Source organism: Pedobacter psychroterrae, from assembly GCF_004331695.1.
GTDB classification, from domain to species: Bacteria; Bacteroidota; Bacteroidia; order Sphingobacteriales; family Sphingobacteriaceae; genus Pedobacter; species Pedobacter psychroterrae.
This window is the reverse complement of sequence record NZ_SJSL01000003.1, coordinates 277,734-298,476: the sequence shown is the minus strand read 5'-3', so window position 1 is coordinate 298,476 and position 20,743 is coordinate 277,734. Positions and strand designations below refer to the sequence as shown.

Genomic DNA, 20,743 nt, shown 5'->3' with positions numbered 1-20,743 from the left:
GTAGCTACTAGTAATTGCTAATTTTTATACCTTTCAAAGTCCAGGAGCCTGCTGTTAGTCTGAACATCTGAGGTTTGCCATTGTCCTGCTTGCTCCATACTTTTTTACTGTTTAGGAGAATGTGGTCATAACTGCCTTTTGGCATAGTGGCCATGGCTTCTGTTCCCTTGGGAACGGTAACCTCTAGAGTGGCTGATGCTACCTGATTATTCCAGGATACTTTAATGTCACCTGCTACAGATGGAACCAGTGTTTTGAAACTACTGACGTCACCGGGCTGCGGCTTTACGCTGAATTGTTTGTAGCCCGGAGTAATCGGGGATACCCCGGACAGATATTGCGAGAGAATAGTTAGTCCGCCACCACTCCAGGCATGGTTAATAGTGCCACCCCCTACTCCATTGCTGTCTATGTTCCAAACTTCAAAAAGGGTAGTAAATTTACTGTTCATTACCATGGGTGTGAAGCGTTTTTCATGTCTTGCGAGCGCCTCTTTCTCATATCCCATAGCGAACATGGCCTCAAAAACATACTTTTCCATATAGGGGCTGGCATGTTCTTCGGTTTGGAAGATCTTTAATATGGCCGGGTACTTTTCAGCGTCCGCTACGTCTGCCAACACTGCAAGTGCTTGTGTACGGTCATCTGTTTTCCCTTTATAATCAGGATCTCGATAGGAGTTACCGTTCCAGAATTGGGCATTGAAGGAAGTTTTAAATCGCTGCATGAGTTGCCTGTAATATTCAGCATCCGTAGATTTGCCAAGTTCATCGGCGGTGAGCTGCATACCTTTCAGCCCCATATAGTACCATAGGTTGTATAAGAGCAACATATCGCGGTTATCACCCCAATCGCCCCAGGTCCAGCCGCCCGGTCTGAAGATGATTGTGCCCTTTTCATTGAGTTTCCATGCTGCTACATAACGCTTCGCAGCATCGTAAACATCTTTTAGTGTCTGCTTATCTCCTGAGTGCAGGTAATAATTCCATAAGCCATAATAGCCCACACTGGCCATAGACTGATCGGGCAATTCCTTATCCCAATTTCCGGCAGGGGAAGGAGAGAAAAGGCTGCTGTCTTTTTTTTGCCAGGCAACCAGTTCGTGGAGCCACTTGCGGGACATTGCGGTACTGGATTTAGAAAGCGCGTAGAATGCCTGTCCGGATTCATTGACTGCGTCTGCCGTCCATTGTGCCCTTTCCCGTTCGGGGCAGTCCATATAACTGTCGCGCATGTTGAGGTATAGGGTGCGCTGTGCTTTATGCCAAAGCTTGTTCAGAAAGGCACTGGAACTAGTAAAACTGCCGCTGAATTCGGTGTCATAGCCAGTTTCCCTATATTTCAGCGCGGTGACCTTGACCCCTTTTGGAATCACATAGTATGCCTTATGTCCATTGATCCAGCCAAGGCTTTCGTATTCCTGGATACCATCTTTAGTAATGTATTCAGCTCTCAGATTAACTTCTCCTCCCAGAAATAGCAGGTAATTGTCGGTGTACATGGTGATCTTCTGACCCGCTGCGCCTTCAATCTTAAAATACGGTGTGATCTGGGCGTTGTAAGGTAAATTACAAACGATGGTATCACCCTTGCTGACAAAAGGCATTTTCGGTGCCTTCGTATAATTTTTTAAGCCGAAGTCTTTGAATAAAGGAATTGGCCTTTTGACCAGCTTATTCCATGGCGATGTCCCATAGGTACCCAATTCCCTTGCTGGCTGCATGCTGGTGTCATTGAACTCCCGGCCCTGCCAGTTGCCCAGTTCTTTTGAAGCATCATATAGAATGCTGGATTCAGGCAGGCGGTAATTAGGCACGGGAGCTGCTGCAGTTTGATAAGCTTTTAACTGTTCAGTTTTCCAGGTTTTGTTGCTGTTAAGGGATGGGGCCTGACTTTCGATGTAAAGCCCTGCTTTTCCACTGCTTTTATGAGAGAATCCTTCTTTTCCAAAATACCATACCAACACAGCGATGGTATTTTTTCCCTTAAGCAGATAAGGAGCCAGGTTAATTTCATCGTAGTAGGTATTATCGGGATCAGGACCTCTTTTCAGACCTCCCTCAAAAACGACCAACTTTTCATTGATCCATAACCAATATTTACTATCTGCGGCAATCTTGGTGATTGTTTGGGTTGGTTTTTCGCTTAGGCTAACTACTTTTCTGTAAGCCAGCCACGAGTTAGGCTCGTCCTTAGATGTCGATGGAACAATCCATTGAGCTGCTTCGGTAGACTGGGCTGCGGCACGGAAACAAAAGGCTTGGCAAAGCATGCAGAGCACAATGATGCCGCTTCTTATGGGTTTAATCATTTGGTTAGTGTGTAAGATATTAAAACACCCTAATATAATGCTTTTAGATTACCCCACTATCCTGTACTTACATGGGTGATGAAAGTGTAGCTAATGTATAAATCTTTCATCTACGCTCCTTTTTCAGCCATGCCTGATAGGCAGCTTTTCCACGCTCGAATTCTGCAGCCGTTGAATAAAATCTATGAGACTTATCGTTCTTCTCCACGTTTAAAACATAATAGATATAGTTTGTGGTGGCAGGATAAAGGGCGGCTTTGATGGAGCTTTCAGAAATTGACGAAATTGGCCCCGGGGGAAGACCGACAATCTTTCTGGTGTTGTACGGAGAATTTGACTCCAGGTCGCTTTTGTGTATTATCCCATCCCAACGATTTTCCATCTTCGCTATGTAAACAGCAGTCTGATCTATCCCAAGCGGCATTCCTTTGCTCAGACGATTATAGATTACTGAAGCTACGATAGCACGCTCTTCGTCCAATCGCGATTCCGTTTCGATAAGAGAAGCAATGGTAATTATCTTGTGCGGTGTCATTTTCAACTGAAGCGCGCGATCTGCATATTCAGGCTTCCAAATCTTTTTAAATTCCCCGACCATTTTCTCCAGGATAGCCCGGGTGGTAACAGTGCGTTGAAAATCATAAGTATTCGGGTACATATAACCTTCAAGATTTTTAGCTTCCGGAGCTATATCTTTAATGAGTGAAATATCCTCCATAAGGTTCAATACGGCATTTTCGCCTTCCGGTGGATTTTGAGGGAATTGCTTGGCTATTCTTTTAGCAATATCAAAGCGGGTAAAACCCTCCGGGATGGTTAATTTCACCGTCCGCAGCCTTCCATTATTCAACTCGCCCAGTACCTCAAGTGGGGTAATTGGTGAATCGAATAGATATTCACCAGCCTGCATCTCATTGCCACTGCCGGTAATTTTCAGATATACCTTCAGCGGAAGCGGACTGGAAAGGATTCCTTCAGCAGCAAGTTTAACGAGTATTTGACCGGTCGATGAGCCTTGCGGGATTTGTATGTACTGATTAGTTTTACTGTGCGCATGAGGGGCATTCAAAGAGCTATAAATCCAATATGAAAACCCTATGATTGCAAAAACCACTAAAACACTAAGAAACTTTAAAACCTTCATTGAATGAGCCTCAGTTTAAATTCCAACATGAAATTAATATCGGCTCTAATATATAAAATTGTCCTTATAACCAGAATTAATCTATTGATGGCTCAGTTCAATTTTAGTCTTTACTTCAGCAGCTCATCAACCGCTGCCACCAGGCCAATTGGATTACTCGGCCTTGGGGCTTTAGCCGTAGTGATTTCACCCGCTTTATTTACCAGCATGTACGTCGGGAAGGAACTGACTGAAAGCCGACGTTCCAACATATTCTGCTGGAGATCCGGAAGCTTGTAATGAACTACATTTTCGCCCGTCAGATCCATTTCTTTGATCATGTTCTTCCAGGTAAATTCTGGCGAACTGTTGGCAAAATACATGAAGATCACATCCTTACCTTTCAATGCTTCTTTTGCTTTACCCACATATTTCATTTCCTCCCTGCAAGGACCACACCAGGTGCCCCAGAAATCGATATAGACCACTTTTCCTTTATATGGCGCTAGGAGTTCCTTAAGCAGCGAGTCGGCATCTTTTGAAGATTTTAAGTGCTCCGTGTTTTTAAGGCTTGCTGCATAGGTGAAATCTATGGTTGTTTTTTTGAGCAGGTAATTCTGGTAATCCATCACACTGCTCCGGAACACAGGCGATTTGATTTCGCGTAACAAGGCTTCAAAATGTTTGGTTTCCAATGGCTTCCTGGTCATGTCCAGATTGCCCATTACTGCCTGGCTGTAATAAGAATTTCTGATGTCTTCGTCAGTAATATATTTTTGGTAAAAAGCATAATCTGAAGCTAAGACATTAGACCATAGGGTTTCAACCGCCGCATCCGTAATAGTTGACTCATGCCTGGATTTCAGATCCCCTGCGAGTTTTGCCATGGCGGGGGTCAACGTTTTAGTCAGTTTCCTGCTGCTTACGGAATCTGTCCCGATCAGACGTTCGATGTCCCAGGTAAGTTTTACGGCTTGTTTCTCCTGATTGTTTGCGGGAATACTACCGTTATTCACCAATTTAAATAAGGTTTCTGTATGAGAAACTCCAGGCGAGCGATCAGCTTCTTTCAGGTATTGGATATAGTCCCTGCAAAAGCTGGAAAAGTCACGCGACAAGGTAAAGGGTTTAACAGGGTCTGTAAATAACGAATCCTTCACATATGCCATATATTGCTCAGGAAAACGCTCCTGCTTAGCTCTATCCAGATCAAAACGCTTTTGCATGAGGTAAAATGCAGTTTGATACCTGTTGAAGTTTTTAACAAAGTATTTTGTTTTTGCTGAAAGATCTGGGTTGAGTTTAAGGTAATCTGAAAAGAAGGAATTGGCTTTTTTCAATTGTGCTGTCTTGGCCTCAAGGTAATCCATACCCTTCATTTTTTCAATTTCTGCTCTCCTCGACTGATCGTCATTTGATTCACGAAAAGCAGTATAAGGCTGATATTTGGCCAATTCATTATGCAAACGTTCATTGTCACCCATGATTAAATAATGCCCTGAAGTAAAATCATAGTGCAGAAAATAATGTTCACCAGGTTCCAAAACCCCTATTTTGTTAGTCCTTTGCCAGTCAATAAATACCTGCTGCGTATTGAACAGCGGAACTTTAATCAGGAAGCGCCCCAGGGAATCGACATCAGCATATAAATTTTCTTCTTCACCCTTAACGACATTTGTGCGGGAGACCGTAAAAGGCTCGAGGTGTGGCGCATTGCGCAGGTAGCCGGTGATGTAGGCTGTGTCAATTTGCTGGAAATGGGTGTCTTTAAATGGGCTTTCGTCCCTGCTCTGATAAGCCGGAAGGTTCTTCCCTGCCCTTTTGTATTCCTGTACTGCTCCATTATCAGCTTTCACCGATAGCAGGCTATCGTTCTTTTTATCAAACACCAGGTTAATTACTTTGGCCCCCTTCGTCAAGGTCACCTTCCCTTTATTGGCTGAAAAATCCAGACCCTGGTAATCCCAGAACTCATTGTTGTAGATCGCAAAATTTTCGAAGAAGCCATAAGTCCATTTATTGGCCTGCGGTTCGTACCAGTTGCCGAGCACTTGATAGATTGCCGGATCACTTGCCCTTAAGGTGTAAAATTTCTCTGCTCCTTCCGCGGCAACGCGAAGTGATTTGCCTTTTTTGCTTACGTATACCAATCTGTAGTTCTTTTTGTTTTTTATCAAGGCACGATACTCCCTGTTCAGGTACTCCCCAAACCATACCATCTCCCATTTTTGCTGGTCCATGAGGATTTGTTTACCGTTTATGGAAAATGCATTACTTATTTTATCTGCAAATATCCAATCCCCCTTGACCTTGTTCTGTGCTTCCGTGACAGGAAAGTAAGCCACATCCGGATGTTTGGATACCAGTTTGCAAGTTCTTGGTTTATCCCACTTATTGAACTGAAAAGACCCGGTACTATCGGAGCTTAGCACCACACGCAAGGTAACCTTGCCCTTGGCTTTACTCGATACCCACAATTGATAGTCAGATTTACCTGTTGAAATGCTGTCCAGTTGATACAAGTCGTAAAAAAATTCTACATGATTGTCTACAATGGTAAAAGCATCCCAGTCACCCTTGTTGCTGGATTCGATATACCAAAGTCCCTGTAATTTGGACGGTATCTTAGGAGCGGCGATGGCAGACTGGACACCTAATAGCGTAAGAAATAGCAATGTTAGTTTGGCGGAGCGTTTCATATTAATAATTTGTAGACGCAAGTAAGGAATAAAATACTTATATAAAAAATCGGAATAGTTAAAGTATGTTAAGATTTATAAAAATTCATTGCAGCCCATAAAACAGTTGAATTATTATATATTTATCTGATTTTTTTAAATTAGCAATAGCCAACCGAATATGAAAAAAACCACTCTTCTCCTTACCTTCTGCGCTTTCTGTCTACTATTTTGCTCTAAAACTGTCATCGCTCAGCAAACCTGCGACTGCATCGCAAATCTGGATACCACGATCAAAAAAACAGAATTGAACTATGTTGGCTATCCTGACTTGATCAAAAAGAAGTTAATGCCAAAATATCAGAAGCTGGTCAAAAAACTGAGAACGGAGGCAGCAAAGCAAACTGATCCGCAAAAGTGCTTTCCCTTATTGAATGCCTATGTTGGTTTCTTCAATGACAAGCATTTTGACATAGAATACAGCATCACCGACACCAATAGGTTTGTGTACAGTCCTATCCGGGAAGATGCTTTTAAAAATGATTTTTCCGCCAAAAAGAGAGACTCGATCGAGGGCATCTGGGTCAATCCAGACACTACACTGAGATTGGCTATCCAGAAAATTAGCCCTATGCGGTACCAGGCTGTGATTTTGGAGAGTAAGGACACCAAACTTAAGCCTGGTTTGGTATATTATACTTTTACTAAAAATAAAAACGGTTTTATATTTGACCGGTATGATTGGATGACTCCGGATTTCCCAGTCAGGCAGCACGGAGGTCTTTTATTTGTCTGGAATTTTGAAGTCTGGGGAAAAGTCTATCCATCGGCTCTGACTGCTCATGAAAGGTCTGAATTTTTGACCTGGCGCAATTACAATTATGGGCTGGATTTCAAAAAGCTGGATGAAGATAATGTCGTTCTTTCTATAGGGTCATTTAACCGTGATGATAAAATCAAGCAAATCATACAGAAAAATGACTCCCTGATCAGGTCAGCAAAACACCTGATTGTGGATCTGAGAGGTAATGGCGGCGGAAATTCCGGCTGGATACATTTACTTCCATATTTTTATACCCAGCCAATAGTGCAGGGTGACACCTACTTAAGATTGACTCCGCAAAACATCAATGCCAACCTGCCGGGTATCAAATCGATGTATGAGAAGCCCAATCCAGATCCAAAATGGGCCCGTTCGAATACTCCCGAGGTACTTGCCAGGTTTAAAAAGGCTTATGAAGAAATCCCCCTGTCGAAAGCGCAGTTCTATGCTATGCCATCTACCAGTATATATGCCGATTCCATACTCAAAAAACCTGAAAAGGTCGCCCTAATTTTTGATGACCTGGGCGGAAGCTCGACCGAATATTTCTTTTACATCTCCATGCAGAGCAGCAAAACCAGAAGGTATGGCGAGCGCACGCTCGGCATGATGGACTACATGGGGGTTTCTCAACAAACGACTTTGCCCTTTGCAGACTATTATCTTTTGATTCCTGACCGCAAGGCTACCTGGACGGATAAAGATCCTAAAAATGTCTCGGGTTTCGTACCGGAGCATGACCTAAGGCACCTGCCGAGACACCAATGGATCGAATACATAAAGACTGATTTAGGCAAAAATTGATGCGCTATTTAAAAAACTATCGCAGGTAGAGCTTCTGAAAAGCCTCCCGAACCATCGGCTACGATGTCCTTTGGTGTTCCAACCTGAGTCCCGCCCCTCTTTATGCTAAGGGTAATTTTTTGTCCCGGAGTGCCTCCGTTTCCGGATAAGGCGATGATCGCTGCCGTTACATTTGAAGCGTAAGTTATCTCTTTTACCCAGGGCAAAGATGGCAGCTGATTATTAGCTGTGCCTCCGGCGGCAGTGGTATAAGAGGCAAACAGGGTTCCTGTGTAATTTCCAGTTATTTCATACTGGATTGTACGTGATGAACTGCCAGGATTTTCATCCTTGTCTTTTTTACAGGATACGAAAAGTAAGCATAGGATAACGCAGGCAATGATTGAATTTTTCATGGTAGTAATTTTTTTGGTGTAAGATTAAAACTTACCCCAAAACTATGTTCGAATCGAGCTGAATTCCTTAACTTAAGTTAAGAAATTCACTATTCTTTCTGTCGTGACACCGTTTCGCAGGCTACTTACCCCAGGCTCCATAACCATATGCCCAAATTGTATAAGCCATAACAAACCAAACAAAAAAGAACGATCAGGATAACAACAACGGTGACCACTACGTTCTTACCACTGCCCTGATGCTTGCCTTCCAGGTAATGTTCCTTCATTAATTTGATATTCCGTGAATTGGCTTTGAAGAAGAAGTCGAATAGCTGACCGATAATAGGAATGGCCCCGATGGTGGCGTCGAGCAGTATATTGAGCGACATCAATACTACCAGCTTATTACTGGCCCCTTTTTTTGCCATCGCTAGTAACAGCCCGGCTGAAACAACCAGGCCAGCCATATCGCCCGCTATAGGAATTAAATTGAGTATAGGATCGAGTCCGAACCGGAACTTCGTGCCCGGAAACCGGAACTGCTCATCCATCAGATAGGAAATCCTGGAGAGTAAAGGAAACTTGTTGGTATCGTTCATCTGCATAAGTATTGACTGACAACATCAAACATGCTCAAATGTTTGCTGCGACGGATCCGGCCTATGTCAACCTTTTTCCATTATCAACAAAAACCTTATATTTAACATTTTAGCCACAATTGGAAAATAACAGAACAACAGCATAGATTAAAATCTTACTTATGAATATCAGGAAAACCATTTTTACATTTGCTGCTGCTGCTATCACATTATCGGCATCTTTGTCAGCTACAGCCCAGCAAAAACCGGTATATGTACTGGTGCATGGTGCCTGGGGCGGCGGCTGGGCATTTAAGAAAACAGATTCTATTATGTCTGCGCATGGGAAGGAAGTTCACAGGGCCAGTCTGACGGGACAGGGTGAACGTGTTCATTTAAGTTCGGCTGACATTGACCTAAACACGCACATCAAAGATGTAGTGAATATGATTTTGTATGATAACCTGAAAGAGGTAATCCTTGTGGGTCATAGCTATGGCGGCATGGTGATAACAGGGGTGGCTGATAGTATCCCTGACCGAATTAAAAAACTGGTCTTTCTGGATGCCATATTGCCCAATGACGGAGAAAGCCTGGCGACGTCCAGAGGCAGGGGCTCGAGTGGTCCTGAGCTTTCCGCAAAAAATGGCTTTATGGTTCCGGAGTGGGTAAAACCAGATGCTCCGGCTCCAAAGGATGTACCTCAGTCTATCAAGACCTTCACGCTGCCTGTATCGTTCAACAATCCTGCTGCTTTGAAAATCCCTGCTACGTATATCCTGACTGTCGATCCGGGTAAAAAGCCTGAAAGCGACGGTTTTTATGCGTATGGAGAGCGTGCTAAGGAAAGGGGCTATAAATACCTGATCATGAATGCAGACCACAATCCGCAGTTTAACAAATCAGAAGAACTGGCTGCCTTGATGGAAAAAGAGTAAAGTGTCTAGTAATAAACCAAATTGACTACTTATTCAGCGTTACACCTCGGTCCTCATTGACCGGTACATATAGCCGCTAAATACCAATAAGGTACCCAGGGCTATCCAGAGTAGATTATATCCATACTGTTCTGCTATGAAAAAACCTGCTGTAGGCCCAACTAGTTGGGCGACAGACCAGCAGAGCATGTATCCGGCGGCGTACTGGCCCCTGTTGAATTCGTTGGCCCTGCTCATCACAAAAGTGTTGATAAAGGGAAGTGCAAACATTTCGCCTATAGTAAAGAAAACCATCGACAGTGATCCGAGCAATATGGGCATTCGAAGGGGTAGTAAAAGCACGAGGAATGAGCAGGCAATAAATCCAACCCCAACTATGATAAAGAATATGGGGGACCTTTTATTTTCAATCCGATGGATCATGACCATTTCGAATATGGCTATGATGATCCCGTTAAGTCCCAGTATCAGCCCGATCATAAATTCGTCGATCTTCCACACTTCCTTGAAGAAAACCGGCACCACCCGGAACATCAGAAAGAAGCAGATGATAAACAAAGTACTGAGTAGTAAAAACTTAACGAACAGGATGTCTTCCCAGGGCTTCCTGACTATGATTCCCTTAATTTTTTCTTTGATTTCTTTTCTATAGCCTCTGATTTTCGGCAAAAAGAGCAAGATGCTAAGGCCTGCTATGATACTGATTACGCCGTCGACAACAAACAACAGGCGATAATCGTAGGAGGCCACAATTCCTCCCAGACTTACGCCGATGGCCCATCCGATATTAATAGCCAGTCTGTTTAGGGAATAAGACCTGGTTTGCAGTTCTGGCTTGGAATAGGCAGCGATGGCCGCAAAGTTGGCCGGACGGAAGGCTTCTGAGAAAAAGCTGATCACCACCGCCAGCACGCAAAGGGCATTGAAGTTACTGATTTGGGCAAAGAGAATAAAGAATGCTCCACTTAAGATGGAGGCAATGATCTGAACAGGCCTAAACCCGATCATATCTGTGAACTTACCACCTGCTGCTGAACCTAAAATAGCGCCTAGCCCAAACAGGGTAATGATCAGGCCGGCATCTGAGGCCGAACGGTGAAGGGATTGGGTGACGAACAGCCCCATAAAAGGCACTGCCATATAACCACTTCGGTTTACCAGCATTACAATACTCAATATCCAGGTCTCCCGGCTTAGGCCTGTAAAGGAGTCTTTGTAATTGGTCCCGATTTCTTTGAGCAGTTGCATGTTGTTTGGTTGCGCAAAAATATAGTAATAGTAACAATTTGCCAAATCAGCACTCTATTACTTGAATGACAAAAAAGCTTTGCTTCTCCTTGCCTACTTGAACTTCATTGAAGGCGTATTGTAAATGCAACACCCTTTTGTTAACTTTATTTAAAATTGACGCTTTATGAACAAGGATCTCATTTTAAAAATAACTTTTGGCATTAGTCTTTTCTGTGGGCTGATTGGACTATATCTCAAAATGATGCATATCAGTTTCCCCTTACCCTTCATTGGTGTTTCTGTCGTTGCAAGTATCATTTACTCTGTGCTGGCACTGACAGAAATATTCACTGCGAAAAGAATTAAACAACCGGAACAGGTAATGTGGGTGCTTGGCTTCTTGTTCTTCAATCCAATTACAGGGTTCATCTATTTTGTATTGAGACGTAAATACATCATAAGAACTCCAAAATTGTTATCTTATCAACCAGCACATGAAAACTTTTCATAGCATTCTATCAACAGTGCTGCTAATTACTTCCTGGTCTTCTCTTTTGGCTCAGACCGACGACGCGACTGCAGTAAAGAAGCAAACAACGACCATTAAAGGGGCCGACCTGAATAAAATGTTAGGTAATGTAAGGTTTACTGATCGAAAAATCTATGACATAAAAGGTAACGTTGTAGATTCTGCCGAGGCAGAAAGACGAGTGAAAAGCTTCGAATCCATGATGGGATGGGTAAGAAAGGAAAACGGTGAATACAAGCGATTAATTACCAACACTAATACCGCCATCCAAGCTCAAAGTGACTCCATTACGAAAATCGCTCTTCGACCGAACAGCCCTAAGCTTCAGGTCGGAGTTGTCCTAGATCTTAAACCGTTAAGCAAGTATGTAAAGCCAGACGGTCTTGCGGGAAAAGCGGTTATGCTGATATTTTGGTGCGATGGATGTTATGCTGGAAGTTTGCCCAATTCCTATTCACAGGTAAACGAGGTGTTGTTAAAATACAAAAATCCTGAGAAACTGAAGATATTGACCATTACCCATCATTCAGTAGAACATGTTTCGACAGCACTGGCTAAAAATCCAATAGTTAATGACCGTCATATTCTCGATGCAACGGCAATTACGGACAGTTACGAGACTGGAAACAGGCCGATCATAGTCCTTACCGATAAGTCGCATAAAATTGTATATTCAATAAGGGACAATGCTATAATGACACCAAGGCTGCTGGACAAACTATTTAGGGAAATATTATGAAAGTTGATATCTGGTCGGACGTACGCTGTCCGTTTTGTTATATAGGTAAAAGAAAATTCGAAACTGCGTTGGCGCAATTTGAGCATCAGGAACAGGTGGAGGTAGAATGGCACAGCTTTGAACTGGATCCGAATGCAGAAACAGTACCGGGTGCAAACCCTGCATCGCATCTGGCCGACAAATATGGCAAGCCCCTGGAATGGGCTGAAGAAATGCAGGCTAACGTAACCCAAACAGCAGCAGAAGTGGGCCTTACATTTAACCTTGACAAATCAGTAGTTGCCAATTCTTTTGATGCACACAGACTGATCCAGTTGGCTAAAACTGAAGGTCTTGGGGATGAAATAGAAGAACAGCTTTTTATAGCACATTTTACTGACGGGAAGAACATTGCTGACCATCAGACGCTCATTGAAATTGGCATTTCCATTGGCCTTGAGGAACTCACCTTAAGGAAGATGCTGAACGGAACTGACTTTACTGATGAAGTCCGCTATGATGAGCAAACAGCACAAAACATTGGCGTGAGGGGTGTCCCGTTTTTTGTATTGAACCAAAAACTGGGCGTATCCGGCGCACAGGCGCCTGAAACATTTCTGAGTGCCTTGCAGCAAGCCTGGAAAGAGCAGTAAAAACACCGCTACATCCCCTTAAGAATTTCATTGGGGAGCTTACGAGAAATCCCAAAATAGAATTGTTGTCCCGACTGGTATTTCTCACGCATTTCAAAATTCTCAAAAGAAGGCCCTCCAGGAATGGGCACATAGGCATTCTTGTCTTGTGTACCACCACTCCAGTATCTTGCCCTTCCGTTTACACGCACCTGCAGTGAAGGATCATATGCCCCTGCTTTTCGCCAGTACTGCGTAACTTTAAAAAAAGGCCTGTACCGCCATCCCCATCTGGCATAATACCTTGTCTCCTGTGGCCAGGAAGAAAGTTCAGAAAATGATTCAGATGAAGTAGCCAGTGCGATAAGGTCACCGTTTTTGTCTTTCAGGAGCTGATCAGCTGGATAACCGAATTTTTCTATGAAATCAATTTCATCAAAGCCCTTGTAAAGTTCGCGGGAGTCGACAATTTTATTCTTCAGGTGCAACTCGCGTATTCTTGCATAGTTGCCCATTGTAGCGCTGAGCGCACATCGTTCCATCTGACTGCTGCTTTGACGGTTGAATAGCTGAAAACCGATCTCTTCCGGCCGGTCACTTCTGATGGTGACCTTAAAATAAGGAAAAGCACCGTTCGTAAACTGCTCCATATGAACGTAGAGTGACAGTTCTTCAATTTCAGGATGCTGCGGATCAGGATGGGTGATTATCCCCCTGGAAATGGCTGAAGGATAGAACGCACCTGCCTTTTCACTATCAGTAGCCCACATAAACTTACCCCATTTTCCGTCCACCTTAGAAGGTGAAATCTCACTGAACTCCATTTTTCCGTTTACAACGGGCTCAACAGCAATATAATTGATGTGATAAACGGCGCCCATGTATTCATACCCCACCCTGATCAATCCGCGTGGACCCCCGTCATTACCTACTCTGGAGGGTTCAATCGGGTTGGGCCAGAAGCCGAATACAATGCCGTTACGAATACCCCATATAGCGGGATCAGTTCCCTTTTCCGGTCTTATCCAGGCTGCATCCTGGGCAGAGGATTTTTGCTGCAGGGCAAAGGTTAATGTAAACAGCAATCCAACGATGATACTGTGAGGTATTATTTTTCTCATACTTTTATCTGACAAGCAATATAGGTATCTTTCGAAGGATTTAATAGTATGAAGATTTTTCAAACAACTATATCACTGAGGCAGCGAAGACGCGGGTTTCACCTGATTACGGACGAAGTTCTAAGCGCGTTACCGGAAATCAGGCAGATAAAAACAGGTATATGTCAGGTTTTTATACAACATACCTCTGCGTCGCTCACGATTAATGAAAATGCAGATCCGACGGTAAGGGCAGATTTTGAAATGTTTTTTAATAAAGCTGTACCAGAAAACGACCCCGAGTATGTGCATGATTATGAAGGGTCGGACGATATGCCCGCACACCTTAAATCGGCATTATTGGGAGCTTCAGTGAGTATCCCGATCAGTAACGGAAAACTTGCCTTGGGAATATGGCAGGGCATTTATCTATGCGAGCACCGAGACTATGGGGGTCAACGAAAGCTGGTCATCACCGCCTGGGGAGATTAAGTTGTGCAGTTTACTTTTATACGATCTATAGTTTAAAGAATATATTTCTTTTAAACAACCAAAAGCACAAAAGCCACTCTAACAACAAGGTGGTGACAGCGCAAAATATGCTTGATAAACTATCGGATATGCCAATGCCTGACAGTGCTCCACCCATGAAAATCTTGACCACTCCATTAAACCATTGAACTCCTATCGTTTCAAAAAACAAGTAAATAAATATAGAATTCATCCCGACTACTGTAAAAACCCATGCATATTTTTTGTAATGCCTAACGTCATTAATCCAGTATAAAAAGGCTAACGTCAAAAGAACCCATCCACCAGATGTCAATACAAACGAGCTGGTACTGATCCGTTTAATAATCGGTGTTACAGCAAAAAAGTCAAGAGAATATCCTGCTGTTAAAGCGATCAGACCAGCAATAACCAGGTATTTCAACTTGTCTGACTGCGTAAATGCCGACACCAGAAGCTTGCCTGCCAATACACCCCAAATGGTATGCACAGCTGTGGGTATAAAATTGATGGTCACCCACCCATCTGAGTTGATCTTACCCATGAGGAGCATATCTGCATAAGCACCGAAATTATGGTGTTCTGTAAAAGGTTGATCGAAACCCGGAACATTTGTAAACCTGTAAAGTAGCTCTGTGAGCAGTAACAGCAACAGCGAAAACAACAGCTGCCAGGTAAAGGACTTGTTAATAATCAGATAAGCAATTAAAGTGGTAACAGCTAATTGTGTTAACACATTCCAGAGTTCCCAGACAAGCTTGCCCGAATAAACACAATGCAAGGCAATACCGCAGACAAACAAGCCAAGGCACCTCTTAAGAATATGTTTAAAATTTTCCGACCAGCTAAGGCCTTTTAATGCCTTAAAATGCCAGGAGATATACATAGCCGATCCTGCCATCAGCATAAAAGCCGGTTGTACTAAATCCCAAAAACGCAAACCATGCCATGGGTGATGAAAAAACTGGTCGACAAACCAATTGCCACCTGTTGCGTTTTCAATGGAATGGTAAAGCGCACAGCTTTCCCCTGCCAGAAGGATCATAATCAGTCCGCGCATCACATCCAGCGATAGCAACCGCGTTTTTAGAGGACTTTTGCCTTCCGTATCCATAGCTATAGTATTGTAATCACCTGGGCAAGTTTATTAAAACCAGTACTTTCCTCCCAAATACGCTCATTGGCTAAGCGCAGACTGTACTCAGGCCTGTTTTTCAAAGAAGCAGCCGCATCAGGCATTGCCAGCAACAGCTCATAACTTCCCTTAGGTATCCCTACAGGAAGCGCAACTGCCTCATTCAGGAGAACCTTACCGCTATACCATTTCTGAATATTGGTTTTCAACGTCTGCTTGTATACTTTTTTACTAGTTCTTTCCCGAAACACCAGTTGCACTGGTCTTGGGTTATAAGGTGTGGCATATCCCTCATTTTGCAACTCCAGCGAAAACTGCAGCTTTTTCCCTTTAGCAATGCGCTTCGTCACAGATGAGGACTTCAATACAAAGCGGTATCCCAAATTCCGCTTAATCTCTGCCATACAACCTTGTGTCTCCCAATCATTGTTGACCAGGTTATTGTAACTCACATTTAAAAAACTGTAATGCATGGCGGCCATTTCCTTAATTGCGTAACCCAATGGGGCACAATCATTCTGCGGACTAAAACTGTCATCGCAAGTCTCACCCCCAACTGCCAGATATTTGCTTTCTGCTATGAAATACTTACGCAGTAAATCATTGGGGTCAGCCGCCCTGCCCTCCTTATTTCCATAATCAGAAAAAGTGCCATAGTCATCTTTAGAAGCTAAAAAGCAATCGTTATGAAGAGCCACCCTCGAGGCATCTGTAAAAGTATACGCAGCGCTACCATCCGTAGCTTTGGTAGTCAGCGGCGCCCCTGCACCAAATACAAAGCGCTGCTTCAACTGAGGAGTCCGTACCTGCACCATTCTATCCTTAGGCAAAGCATCCAGCAATGCTTTTAATACATCATTCCTGTCATTCCAGCCCTGGTCGGGTATAAATCCCGTACCATTTTTTGAAGGATCTCCAAAGTAATCTGTATAATGATTTTCACCCCAAATACCAATAAATCCCTGTTGAAACACCGAAATCACATCCGCATTCTTCATTAGCAGGGGCTTTAACTGAGCGATATGCTGCAGTACAATATCCTTGGAAGCATCGCCATAAGGCGGACAAATTTCTCCATCCGGGCAACCGCCTTTTGTCGTCTTATCGATATACGAGAATCTCAGTACCATTTTCAATCCCGCTTGCCTAACTGCATCAAAATCTCCTTGCAGCTTTTCCAAAAACTCCCCGCTCAAGGCCCCTTTTCTAAAGTCTGTAAGAAGGTAACCGCGATAGATCAGTGAGATCCAGGTTTGATAACTTGCACTGCCCCGCTTAGCATACACAGTTCGCAGCTTTTTCAGTTCGACAGCAGACAATGTTCCAGGGGGCTGACCAACAGCAAGATAAAACCCTCTTTCCGGATTCGGAAAGTCGGCCGTACTTCGGATGTAAGCCACCTTATTAACTTGAGCCTGAACGGTGCTTATCACACATCCAAGCAACCAGGTTAATAAGGCAGCTTTTTTAATGACCCGCATAAATCCTACAATGGTATTTTGCCATAGGTGGAGGTTGGTGTTTGACTAACCGGTAAACTTCCCACATCAGCCCAACCCGAAGTCAGTTCGGTAATGGAAAAGTTCACAAAGTTCTTTAGTGCTCCAAGTTTATTTCTCTTAATAGAAAACTCGATCACTTTTTTGCCCGATACAGTTTTAATGGTAGAATAGCTCAATTCTTCAGCAAAGCTGCTTATCGGTGTGAAATTAAATCCTGCAGGCGGACCCGAATGCGCATACATATCGCCCCAGCCACCTACAAAACTGCCTTCAAATAAAAACTCGGCACCAGATCCTGCAGGATACTGCCAGGTGCTAAATCCAGTAGCGGTATTGTTGTCTGCATCCAGGTAAAGATCCAGGATCTCCATTTTCATATCCGCAGTGCCTTCCAGGTAAAAGTTAATCGCAGTTGAGGAGGCAAAAGTTTTTATTGCCTGCAGATTTCCGCCTTTTCCCGCTTCATTTGTAAACGTATAGCCAACATATTCCCAGTCCGTAAAGTCACCATCTATCTTAATATTCGGACCAACAATACTCACCGTATCAATAAATTGGCTGGTCAAATCGCCATTTTTGGTAGTCAGCGATACCAGGAAATTGCCCTTGCTTTTAAAGATATGTTGTGGTGATTTCTTCGTAGACGTTTCATTACTACCATCTCCAAAATCCCACATAAACTCTGTTGAATTGGTAGAGAAGTTGGTGAAGTTTACTTTATAGCCATCAGCTACATAGCTAAATACAGCTTTGGTGCCACTGCCTTCATCTTCACCTTTTTTACAAGCACCAATTACCAGCACTGCTGCTAAAAGGCTATACATTAAAACGATGTTCTTTTTCATGTTTTTATGATTTAAATACTTTTAATTAATTTTTAAACTTGACTTTAGGTCGTTCATGCCTCCATTGTCTGTCGTCCAGGTTCCAGCATTCGCAAACCTTACTGCATAATCTATCCGGTCCTTTAGGCTTGCGGCCTGATCGGCCACGCGCAAATAAAGGGCATAATCTCCTGCCGGAATACCGGAAAGGCTTACGCTCTCATCCAAAGTAACCGCAACCCCAGGCTTGCTCTCTCGCATGTCATATGCCAGGGGTGCTGTATAAAAGGCACCGCTTACTTTATTTTTAAGCACCAGACTGGCGATTTTTTTATTGTACAAAGGCGCATAACCGTTGTTGATAAGCTGCAAATTCATCTTAAAACTGCCGCTTGCTTCTGTTGCAAATGAAGAACTCATCATCGAAAACCGGTAGCCCAAACTGCGCTGAAACTCTTCAAAACATCCTGAAGCCTTCCATGCATTAATAGTAGGTATGTAGTAATCTATGTTAATGTAGGTCCATTTTAACAGCTTCATCTGCGTTCTTCCTTCTATACAGGTGGGAGAAAACCCAGCGAGTGGCGGACAAGTCTCGCCGCCCACTGGAACATACAAGGCTTCATTGCTGATGTATTGCTTCTCAGTCGCGATATTCAGATATGTTCCGTAATCGTCCGTACTGGATAAAAAGCAATCATTGTGATGTCCTACACGCGCGATGTTCTCGGTAGAATAGCCTTGCGCCTTCGTCAAAGGGTTGGTAGTGTTAAACACGCCCTGTTTGTAAACCGGCGTTCTTACTTGCACCATGAGCTCTTTTGGCAATACGCTCAACAGCTTCTCCAGCACGATCTTTTTATTGTCCGGTGTAGCCAATCCGTTACTCGAATTGTGCCACTCGCCCCAGGCACCAATAAAACCAGCCTGTACAAAAGCAATTACGTCTTTATTTGCTTCAAAAATGGGCTTTAGCTGATCCATATGCTGCTGAACAATGGCCAAAGGTGCATCTGTACCATCAATCTGGTCGGTATAAGCAAAACGTACCACTCCTTTTAATCCGGCTTGACGTAAATTATCCAGATCGGTCTGTATCAGCGTTAATTCCGCAGCATCGAGTGCTTTATCCTTGTAAGCGTTAAAATAGAACACGCGTACCACCAGCGAAATATTTTGCGCCCTGAACGTGTTTAGCTGTACCAGATTTAGCGGTGCACCGCCCGACTGCACAGTCATGGTCTTAGCAAATCCTCTTTCGGTGTTAGGAAATATCTCTGAAGATGCCTCGTACTTAACGCCTGGTTCCGGCTCTGCTGCAGGTCCGTCTTTTTTCTTTGAACATGCAAAAGCAATACTCATCAACAGCACAAACCCTGCACCGTACATCATCAATCTGCCAAATCTGCTTTTTCTCTTCATCACATGCTTATTTAAGATAAATGCCATTAATTGTATCCAGGGTTTTGTATAAATTTGCCTTTTCCTTCAGCTATCCTTGCTGGAGAAAATGGAAACAACACTTTATGTGGTGCTGTATAGGTCGACTTTTTGACTTCCTGTGTGCGCGATACAAATTTGCCCATTCTGATTAGATCGGCCCGGTACTGTCCGTTCTCGCACCAGAACTCGTGACTTCTTTCTAGCAAAATCAAATCATTAAATGTTGCAAGCGTACTATAATTTGAAAGTGACTTATCCCCCAGGCCTGCTCTTCTTCTCACTTTGTTTACCAGTTCCATAGCCTCTTGATTTGGAGCGGACAGATTAGCAATAGCCTCTGCTTTCGATAACAACACGTCAGAATAGCGGTACATCACGATATCCACGGTGGATACACCGGTTGTTCTGGCTGCATCTTGATTCATTTTCAGGGGAATCGGACCGAAATTGATTAGTGTACCGGGATTCGCCCTGCTGTAAGAAACACCATCCGTGCCGGTAAATTCTGAAATGAGCATCTCTCTCCGTTTGTCATCGTCTTCAAATGAGTCATAAAAATACCAGGTGCTTTGGATAGTTCCGAAGCCACCTTTAGGTGCAAATACGGCAGGAAGCACCATCAGCTGCCATTGGTTTTCACTTGTACCTGCATAGTCACAAGGAATGGCCCAGATCACTTCATTACTAGTTTTGGCACCATCAAGATCCCAGATACCCGCATAGTCCTGATCCAATGAGTAATAATTGTAAGCAATGATTTCATTTGAAAGTCCGATAACTTTATCCCACTTTTTTTCGTGAAGGTTTAATCGAATTTGGATCATTTTTGCAAGAGCCTTATTGAACCTGCCGTATTCTGCTTCCGCCACGGCGGGAAGATCTTCTGCAGCTGCAATAAGATCAGCCTCAATAAAATCTACTGTTTCCTGATTGCTCAGTCTGGCAAGGGGTTCTTCTTTTAATGGACTTTTAAGAACTTCCAACGGAGCGATCACTAAAGGTCCATACAAATCAAACAACGTATAAGCTAACAGCCCCCTGGCACAACGTACTTGTGCTATTGCTCTTTTTTTCAAATCCTCCCCAACAGTTGAATTCTGGATAAGATCGATGGTGGTGGTCATCCTGCTAATCTTATTGTTATAATCGTCATAATAATGGGTAAAAGCTGTGTTTTCAGGGCGGTAATTGTGCAATGTAGCAATCTGTTGATCACCATATGGGCCGTAAAGCGTTTCTGTAGTGGCATCAGTTATATACATCACACCTCTTTCTGAGGTAGAGAAGATTCCATCACCATACGCTCCGCGAACCGGATGGTATGCTGCATTCACCATGGCTTCCAAATCTGCCGCACTCTTTGGAAAAATACTTGGGTTGATCTCTGAATAATCCAGAGGTACCAGGTCTTTTGTGCAACTACTTAGTAGTAACACTATGGACAGGAATAATAATGTATGTCTTTTCATTTTTATATCTTTTATAGTG

Annotated in this window: 18 protein-coding genes; 6 read left to right on the top strand and 12 right to left on the bottom strand. The window is 43.4% G+C overall.

Annotated features, from left to right (window positions below):
- Positions 1 to 7: 7 nt before the first annotated feature.
- The 3 genes from EZ437_RS14980 to EZ437_RS14970 form a co-directional block, all read right to left on the bottom strand.
- Entirely contained in the window at positions 8 to 2,311 is a 2,304-nt protein-coding gene (locus tag EZ437_RS14980; RefSeq protein WP_205942722.1) for an alpha-L-rhamnosidase-related protein, read from the bottom strand.
- Between the two features lie 106 nt (positions 2,312 to 2,417).
- Positions 2,418 to 3,455, bottom strand: a complete 1,038-nt coding sequence (gene mltG / locus EZ437_RS14975) for an endolytic transglycosylase MltG (RefSeq protein WP_131596870.1) — start codon at positions 3,453 to 3,455, stop codon at positions 2,418 to 2,420.
- 110 nt (positions 3,456 to 3,565) lie between these two features.
- Positions 3,566 to 6,133 (bottom strand): TlpA family protein disulfide reductase, encoded by a 2,568-nt coding sequence (locus EZ437_RS14970; RefSeq protein ID WP_131596869.1) that lies wholly within the window; start codon positions 6,131 to 6,133, stop codon positions 3,566 to 3,568.
- A gap of 160 nt (positions 6,134 to 6,293) precedes the next feature.
- On the opposite strand from EZ437_RS14970, the gene EZ437_RS14965 reads away from it, so the two are divergent.
- The gene (locus EZ437_RS14965; protein ID WP_131596868.1) at positions 6,294 to 7,739 is read left to right on the top strand and encodes a S41 family peptidase; all 1,446 of its coding nucleotides are present in this window, start codon (positions 6,294 to 6,296) and stop codon (positions 7,737 to 7,739) included.
- A gap of 8 nt (positions 7,740 to 7,747) precedes the next feature.
- Here the strand turns inward: EZ437_RS14965 and EZ437_RS14960 are convergent, their stop codons facing one another.
- Together EZ437_RS14960 and EZ437_RS14955 are read right to left on the bottom strand one after the other, a co-directional pair.
- Positions 7,748 to 8,134: a hypothetical protein gene (locus EZ437_RS14960; RefSeq protein WP_131596867.1), complete on the bottom strand. Its 387-nt coding sequence runs from the start codon at positions 8,132 to 8,134 to the stop codon at positions 7,748 to 7,750.
- A gap of 125 nt (positions 8,135 to 8,259) precedes the next feature.
- Entirely contained in the window at positions 8,260 to 8,715 is a 456-nt protein-coding gene (locus EZ437_RS14955) for a DUF4112 domain-containing protein (protein ID WP_205942721.1), read from the bottom strand.
- A 161-nt stretch (positions 8,716 to 8,876) separates the two neighbouring features.
- Between EZ437_RS14955 and EZ437_RS14950 the strand changes: the two genes are divergently transcribed.
- Positions 8,877 to 9,632 carry an alpha/beta fold hydrolase gene (locus EZ437_RS14950; RefSeq protein WP_131596865.1) on the top strand — a complete coding sequence of 252 codons (756 nt, stop codon included), beginning with the start codon at positions 8,877 to 8,879 and terminating at the stop codon, positions 9,630 to 9,632.
- 39 nt (positions 9,633 to 9,671) lie between these two features.
- Here the strand turns inward: EZ437_RS14950 and EZ437_RS14945 are convergent, their stop codons facing one another.
- The gene (locus tag EZ437_RS14945; protein ID WP_131596864.1) at positions 9,672 to 10,880 is read right to left on the bottom strand and encodes an MFS transporter; all 1,209 of its coding nucleotides are present in this window, start codon (positions 10,878 to 10,880) and stop codon (positions 9,672 to 9,674) included.
- 166 nt (positions 10,881 to 11,046) lie between these two features.
- On the opposite strand from EZ437_RS14945, the gene EZ437_RS14940 reads away from it, so the two are divergent.
- From EZ437_RS14940 to EZ437_RS14930, 3 genes are read left to right on the top strand one after another with little or no spacing between them, the layout of a single operon-like run.
- Complete coding sequence (locus tag EZ437_RS14940) at positions 11,047 to 11,373, top strand: hypothetical protein (protein WP_131596863.1); 327 nt, start codon at positions 11,047 to 11,049, stop codon at positions 11,371 to 11,373.
- A complete protein-coding gene (locus tag EZ437_RS14935) occupies positions 11,357 to 12,130 on the top strand; it encodes a hypothetical protein (protein ID WP_131596862.1) in 774 nt (257 codons plus the stop codon). The genes EZ437_RS14940 and EZ437_RS14935 overlap by 17 nt, the downstream gene beginning before the upstream one ends.
- On the top strand, positions 12,127 to 12,762 hold the full coding sequence (locus tag EZ437_RS14930) for a DsbA family oxidoreductase (RefSeq protein WP_131596861.1): 636 nt from the start codon (positions 12,127 to 12,129) through the stop codon (positions 12,760 to 12,762). The genes EZ437_RS14935 and EZ437_RS14930 overlap by 4 nt, the downstream gene beginning before the upstream one ends.
- An 8-nt stretch (positions 12,763 to 12,770) precedes the next feature.
- Here EZ437_RS14930 and EZ437_RS14925 read toward each other — a convergent pair whose 3' ends face one another.
- The gene (locus EZ437_RS14925) at positions 12,771 to 13,862 is read right to left on the bottom strand and encodes a hypothetical protein (RefSeq protein ID WP_131596860.1); all 1,092 of its coding nucleotides are present in this window, start codon (positions 13,860 to 13,862) and stop codon (positions 12,771 to 12,773) included.
- A gap of 48 nt (positions 13,863 to 13,910) precedes the next feature.
- On the opposite strand from EZ437_RS14925, the gene EZ437_RS14920 reads away from it, so the two are divergent.
- Entirely contained in the window at positions 13,911 to 14,333 is a 423-nt protein-coding gene (locus EZ437_RS14920; protein ID WP_131596859.1) for a secondary thiamine-phosphate synthase enzyme YjbQ, read from the top strand.
- Between the two features lie 25 nt (positions 14,334 to 14,358).
- Here the strand turns inward: EZ437_RS14920 and EZ437_RS14915 are convergent, their stop codons facing one another.
- From EZ437_RS14915 to EZ437_RS14895, 5 genes are read right to left on the bottom strand one after another with little or no spacing between them, the layout of a single operon-like run.
- Positions 14,359 to 15,465: an acyltransferase family protein gene (locus EZ437_RS14915; RefSeq protein WP_131596858.1), complete on the bottom strand. Its 1,107-nt coding sequence runs from the start codon at positions 15,463 to 15,465 to the stop codon at positions 14,359 to 14,361.
- Between the two features lie 2 nt (positions 15,466 to 15,467).
- Complete coding sequence (locus EZ437_RS14910) at positions 15,468 to 16,967, bottom strand: DUF4832 domain-containing protein (protein WP_131596857.1); 1,500 nt, start codon at positions 16,965 to 16,967, stop codon at positions 15,468 to 15,470.
- A gap of 5 nt (positions 16,968 to 16,972) precedes the next feature.
- Positions 16,973 to 17,833 carry a PKD domain-containing protein gene (locus EZ437_RS14905; RefSeq protein ID WP_131596856.1) on the bottom strand — a complete coding sequence of 287 codons (861 nt, stop codon included), beginning with the start codon at positions 17,831 to 17,833 and terminating at the stop codon, positions 16,973 to 16,975.
- A 21-nt stretch (positions 17,834 to 17,854) separates the two neighbouring features.
- Entirely contained in the window at positions 17,855 to 19,261 is a 1,407-nt protein-coding gene (locus EZ437_RS14900; protein WP_131596855.1) for a DUF4832 domain-containing protein, read from the bottom strand.
- On the bottom strand, positions 19,261 to 20,724 hold the full coding sequence (locus tag EZ437_RS14895; protein WP_131596854.1) for a RagB/SusD family nutrient uptake outer membrane protein: 1,464 nt from the start codon (positions 20,722 to 20,724) through the stop codon (positions 19,261 to 19,263). Before EZ437_RS14895 ends, EZ437_RS14900 begins: the two co-directional genes overlap by 1 nt.
- Positions 20,725 to 20,743 lie beyond the last annotated feature (19 nt).

Bases quoted from the DNA above. Each gene is read 5' to 3' on its own strand.
- EZ437_RS14980 (WP_205942722.1), bottom strand. From the start codon at position 2,311: ATGATTAAACCCATAAGAAGCGGCATCATTGTGCTCTGCATGCTTTGC.
- mltG (WP_131596870.1), bottom strand. From the start codon at position 3,455: ATGAAGGTTTTAAAGTTTCTTAGTGTTTTAGTGGTTTTTGCAATCATA.
- EZ437_RS14970 (WP_131596869.1), bottom strand. From the start codon at position 6,133: ATGAAACGCTCCGCCAAACTAACATTGCTATTTCTTACGCTATTAGGT.
- EZ437_RS14965 (WP_131596868.1), top strand. From the start codon at position 6,294: ATGAAAAAAACCACTCTTCTCCTTACCTTCTGCGCTTTCTGTCTACTA.
- EZ437_RS14960 (WP_131596867.1), bottom strand. From the start codon at position 8,134: ATGAAAAATTCAATCATTGCCTGCGTTATCCTATGCTTACTTTTCGTA.
- EZ437_RS14955 (WP_205942721.1), bottom strand. From the start codon at position 8,715: ATGAACGATACCAACAAGTTTCCTTTACTCTCCAGGATTTCCTATCTG.
- EZ437_RS14950 (WP_131596865.1), top strand. From the start codon at position 8,877: ATGAATATCAGGAAAACCATTTTTACATTTGCTGCTGCTGCTATCACA.
- EZ437_RS14945 (WP_131596864.1), bottom strand. From the start codon at position 10,880: ATGCAACTGCTCAAAGAAATCGGGACCAATTACAAAGACTCCTTTACA.
- EZ437_RS14940 (WP_131596863.1), top strand. From the start codon at position 11,047: ATGAACAAGGATCTCATTTTAAAAATAACTTTTGGCATTAGTCTTTTC.
- EZ437_RS14935 (WP_131596862.1), top strand. From the start codon at position 11,357: ATGAAAACTTTTCATAGCATTCTATCAACAGTGCTGCTAATTACTTCC.
- EZ437_RS14930 (WP_131596861.1), top strand. From the start codon at position 12,127: ATGAAAGTTGATATCTGGTCGGACGTACGCTGTCCGTTTTGTTATATA.
- EZ437_RS14925 (WP_131596860.1), bottom strand. From the start codon at position 13,862: ATGAGAAAAATAATACCTCACAGTATCATCGTTGGATTGCTGTTTACA.
- EZ437_RS14920 (WP_131596859.1), top strand. From the start codon at position 13,911: ATGAAGATTTTTCAAACAACTATATCACTGAGGCAGCGAAGACGCGGG.
- EZ437_RS14915 (WP_131596858.1), bottom strand. From the start codon at position 15,465: ATGGATACGGAAGGCAAAAGTCCTCTAAAAACGCGGTTGCTATCGCTG.
- EZ437_RS14910 (WP_131596857.1), bottom strand. From the start codon at position 16,967: ATGCGGGTCATTAAAAAAGCTGCCTTATTAACCTGGTTGCTTGGATGT.
- EZ437_RS14905 (WP_131596856.1), bottom strand. From the start codon at position 17,833: ATGAAAAAGAACATCGTTTTAATGTATAGCCTTTTAGCAGCAGTGCTG.
- EZ437_RS14900 (WP_131596855.1), bottom strand. From the start codon at position 19,261: ATGGCATTTATCTTAAATAAGCATGTGATGAAGAGAAAAAGCAGATTT.
- EZ437_RS14895 (WP_131596854.1), bottom strand. From the start codon at position 20,724: ATGAAAAGACATACATTATTATTCCTGTCCATAGTGTTACTACTAAGT.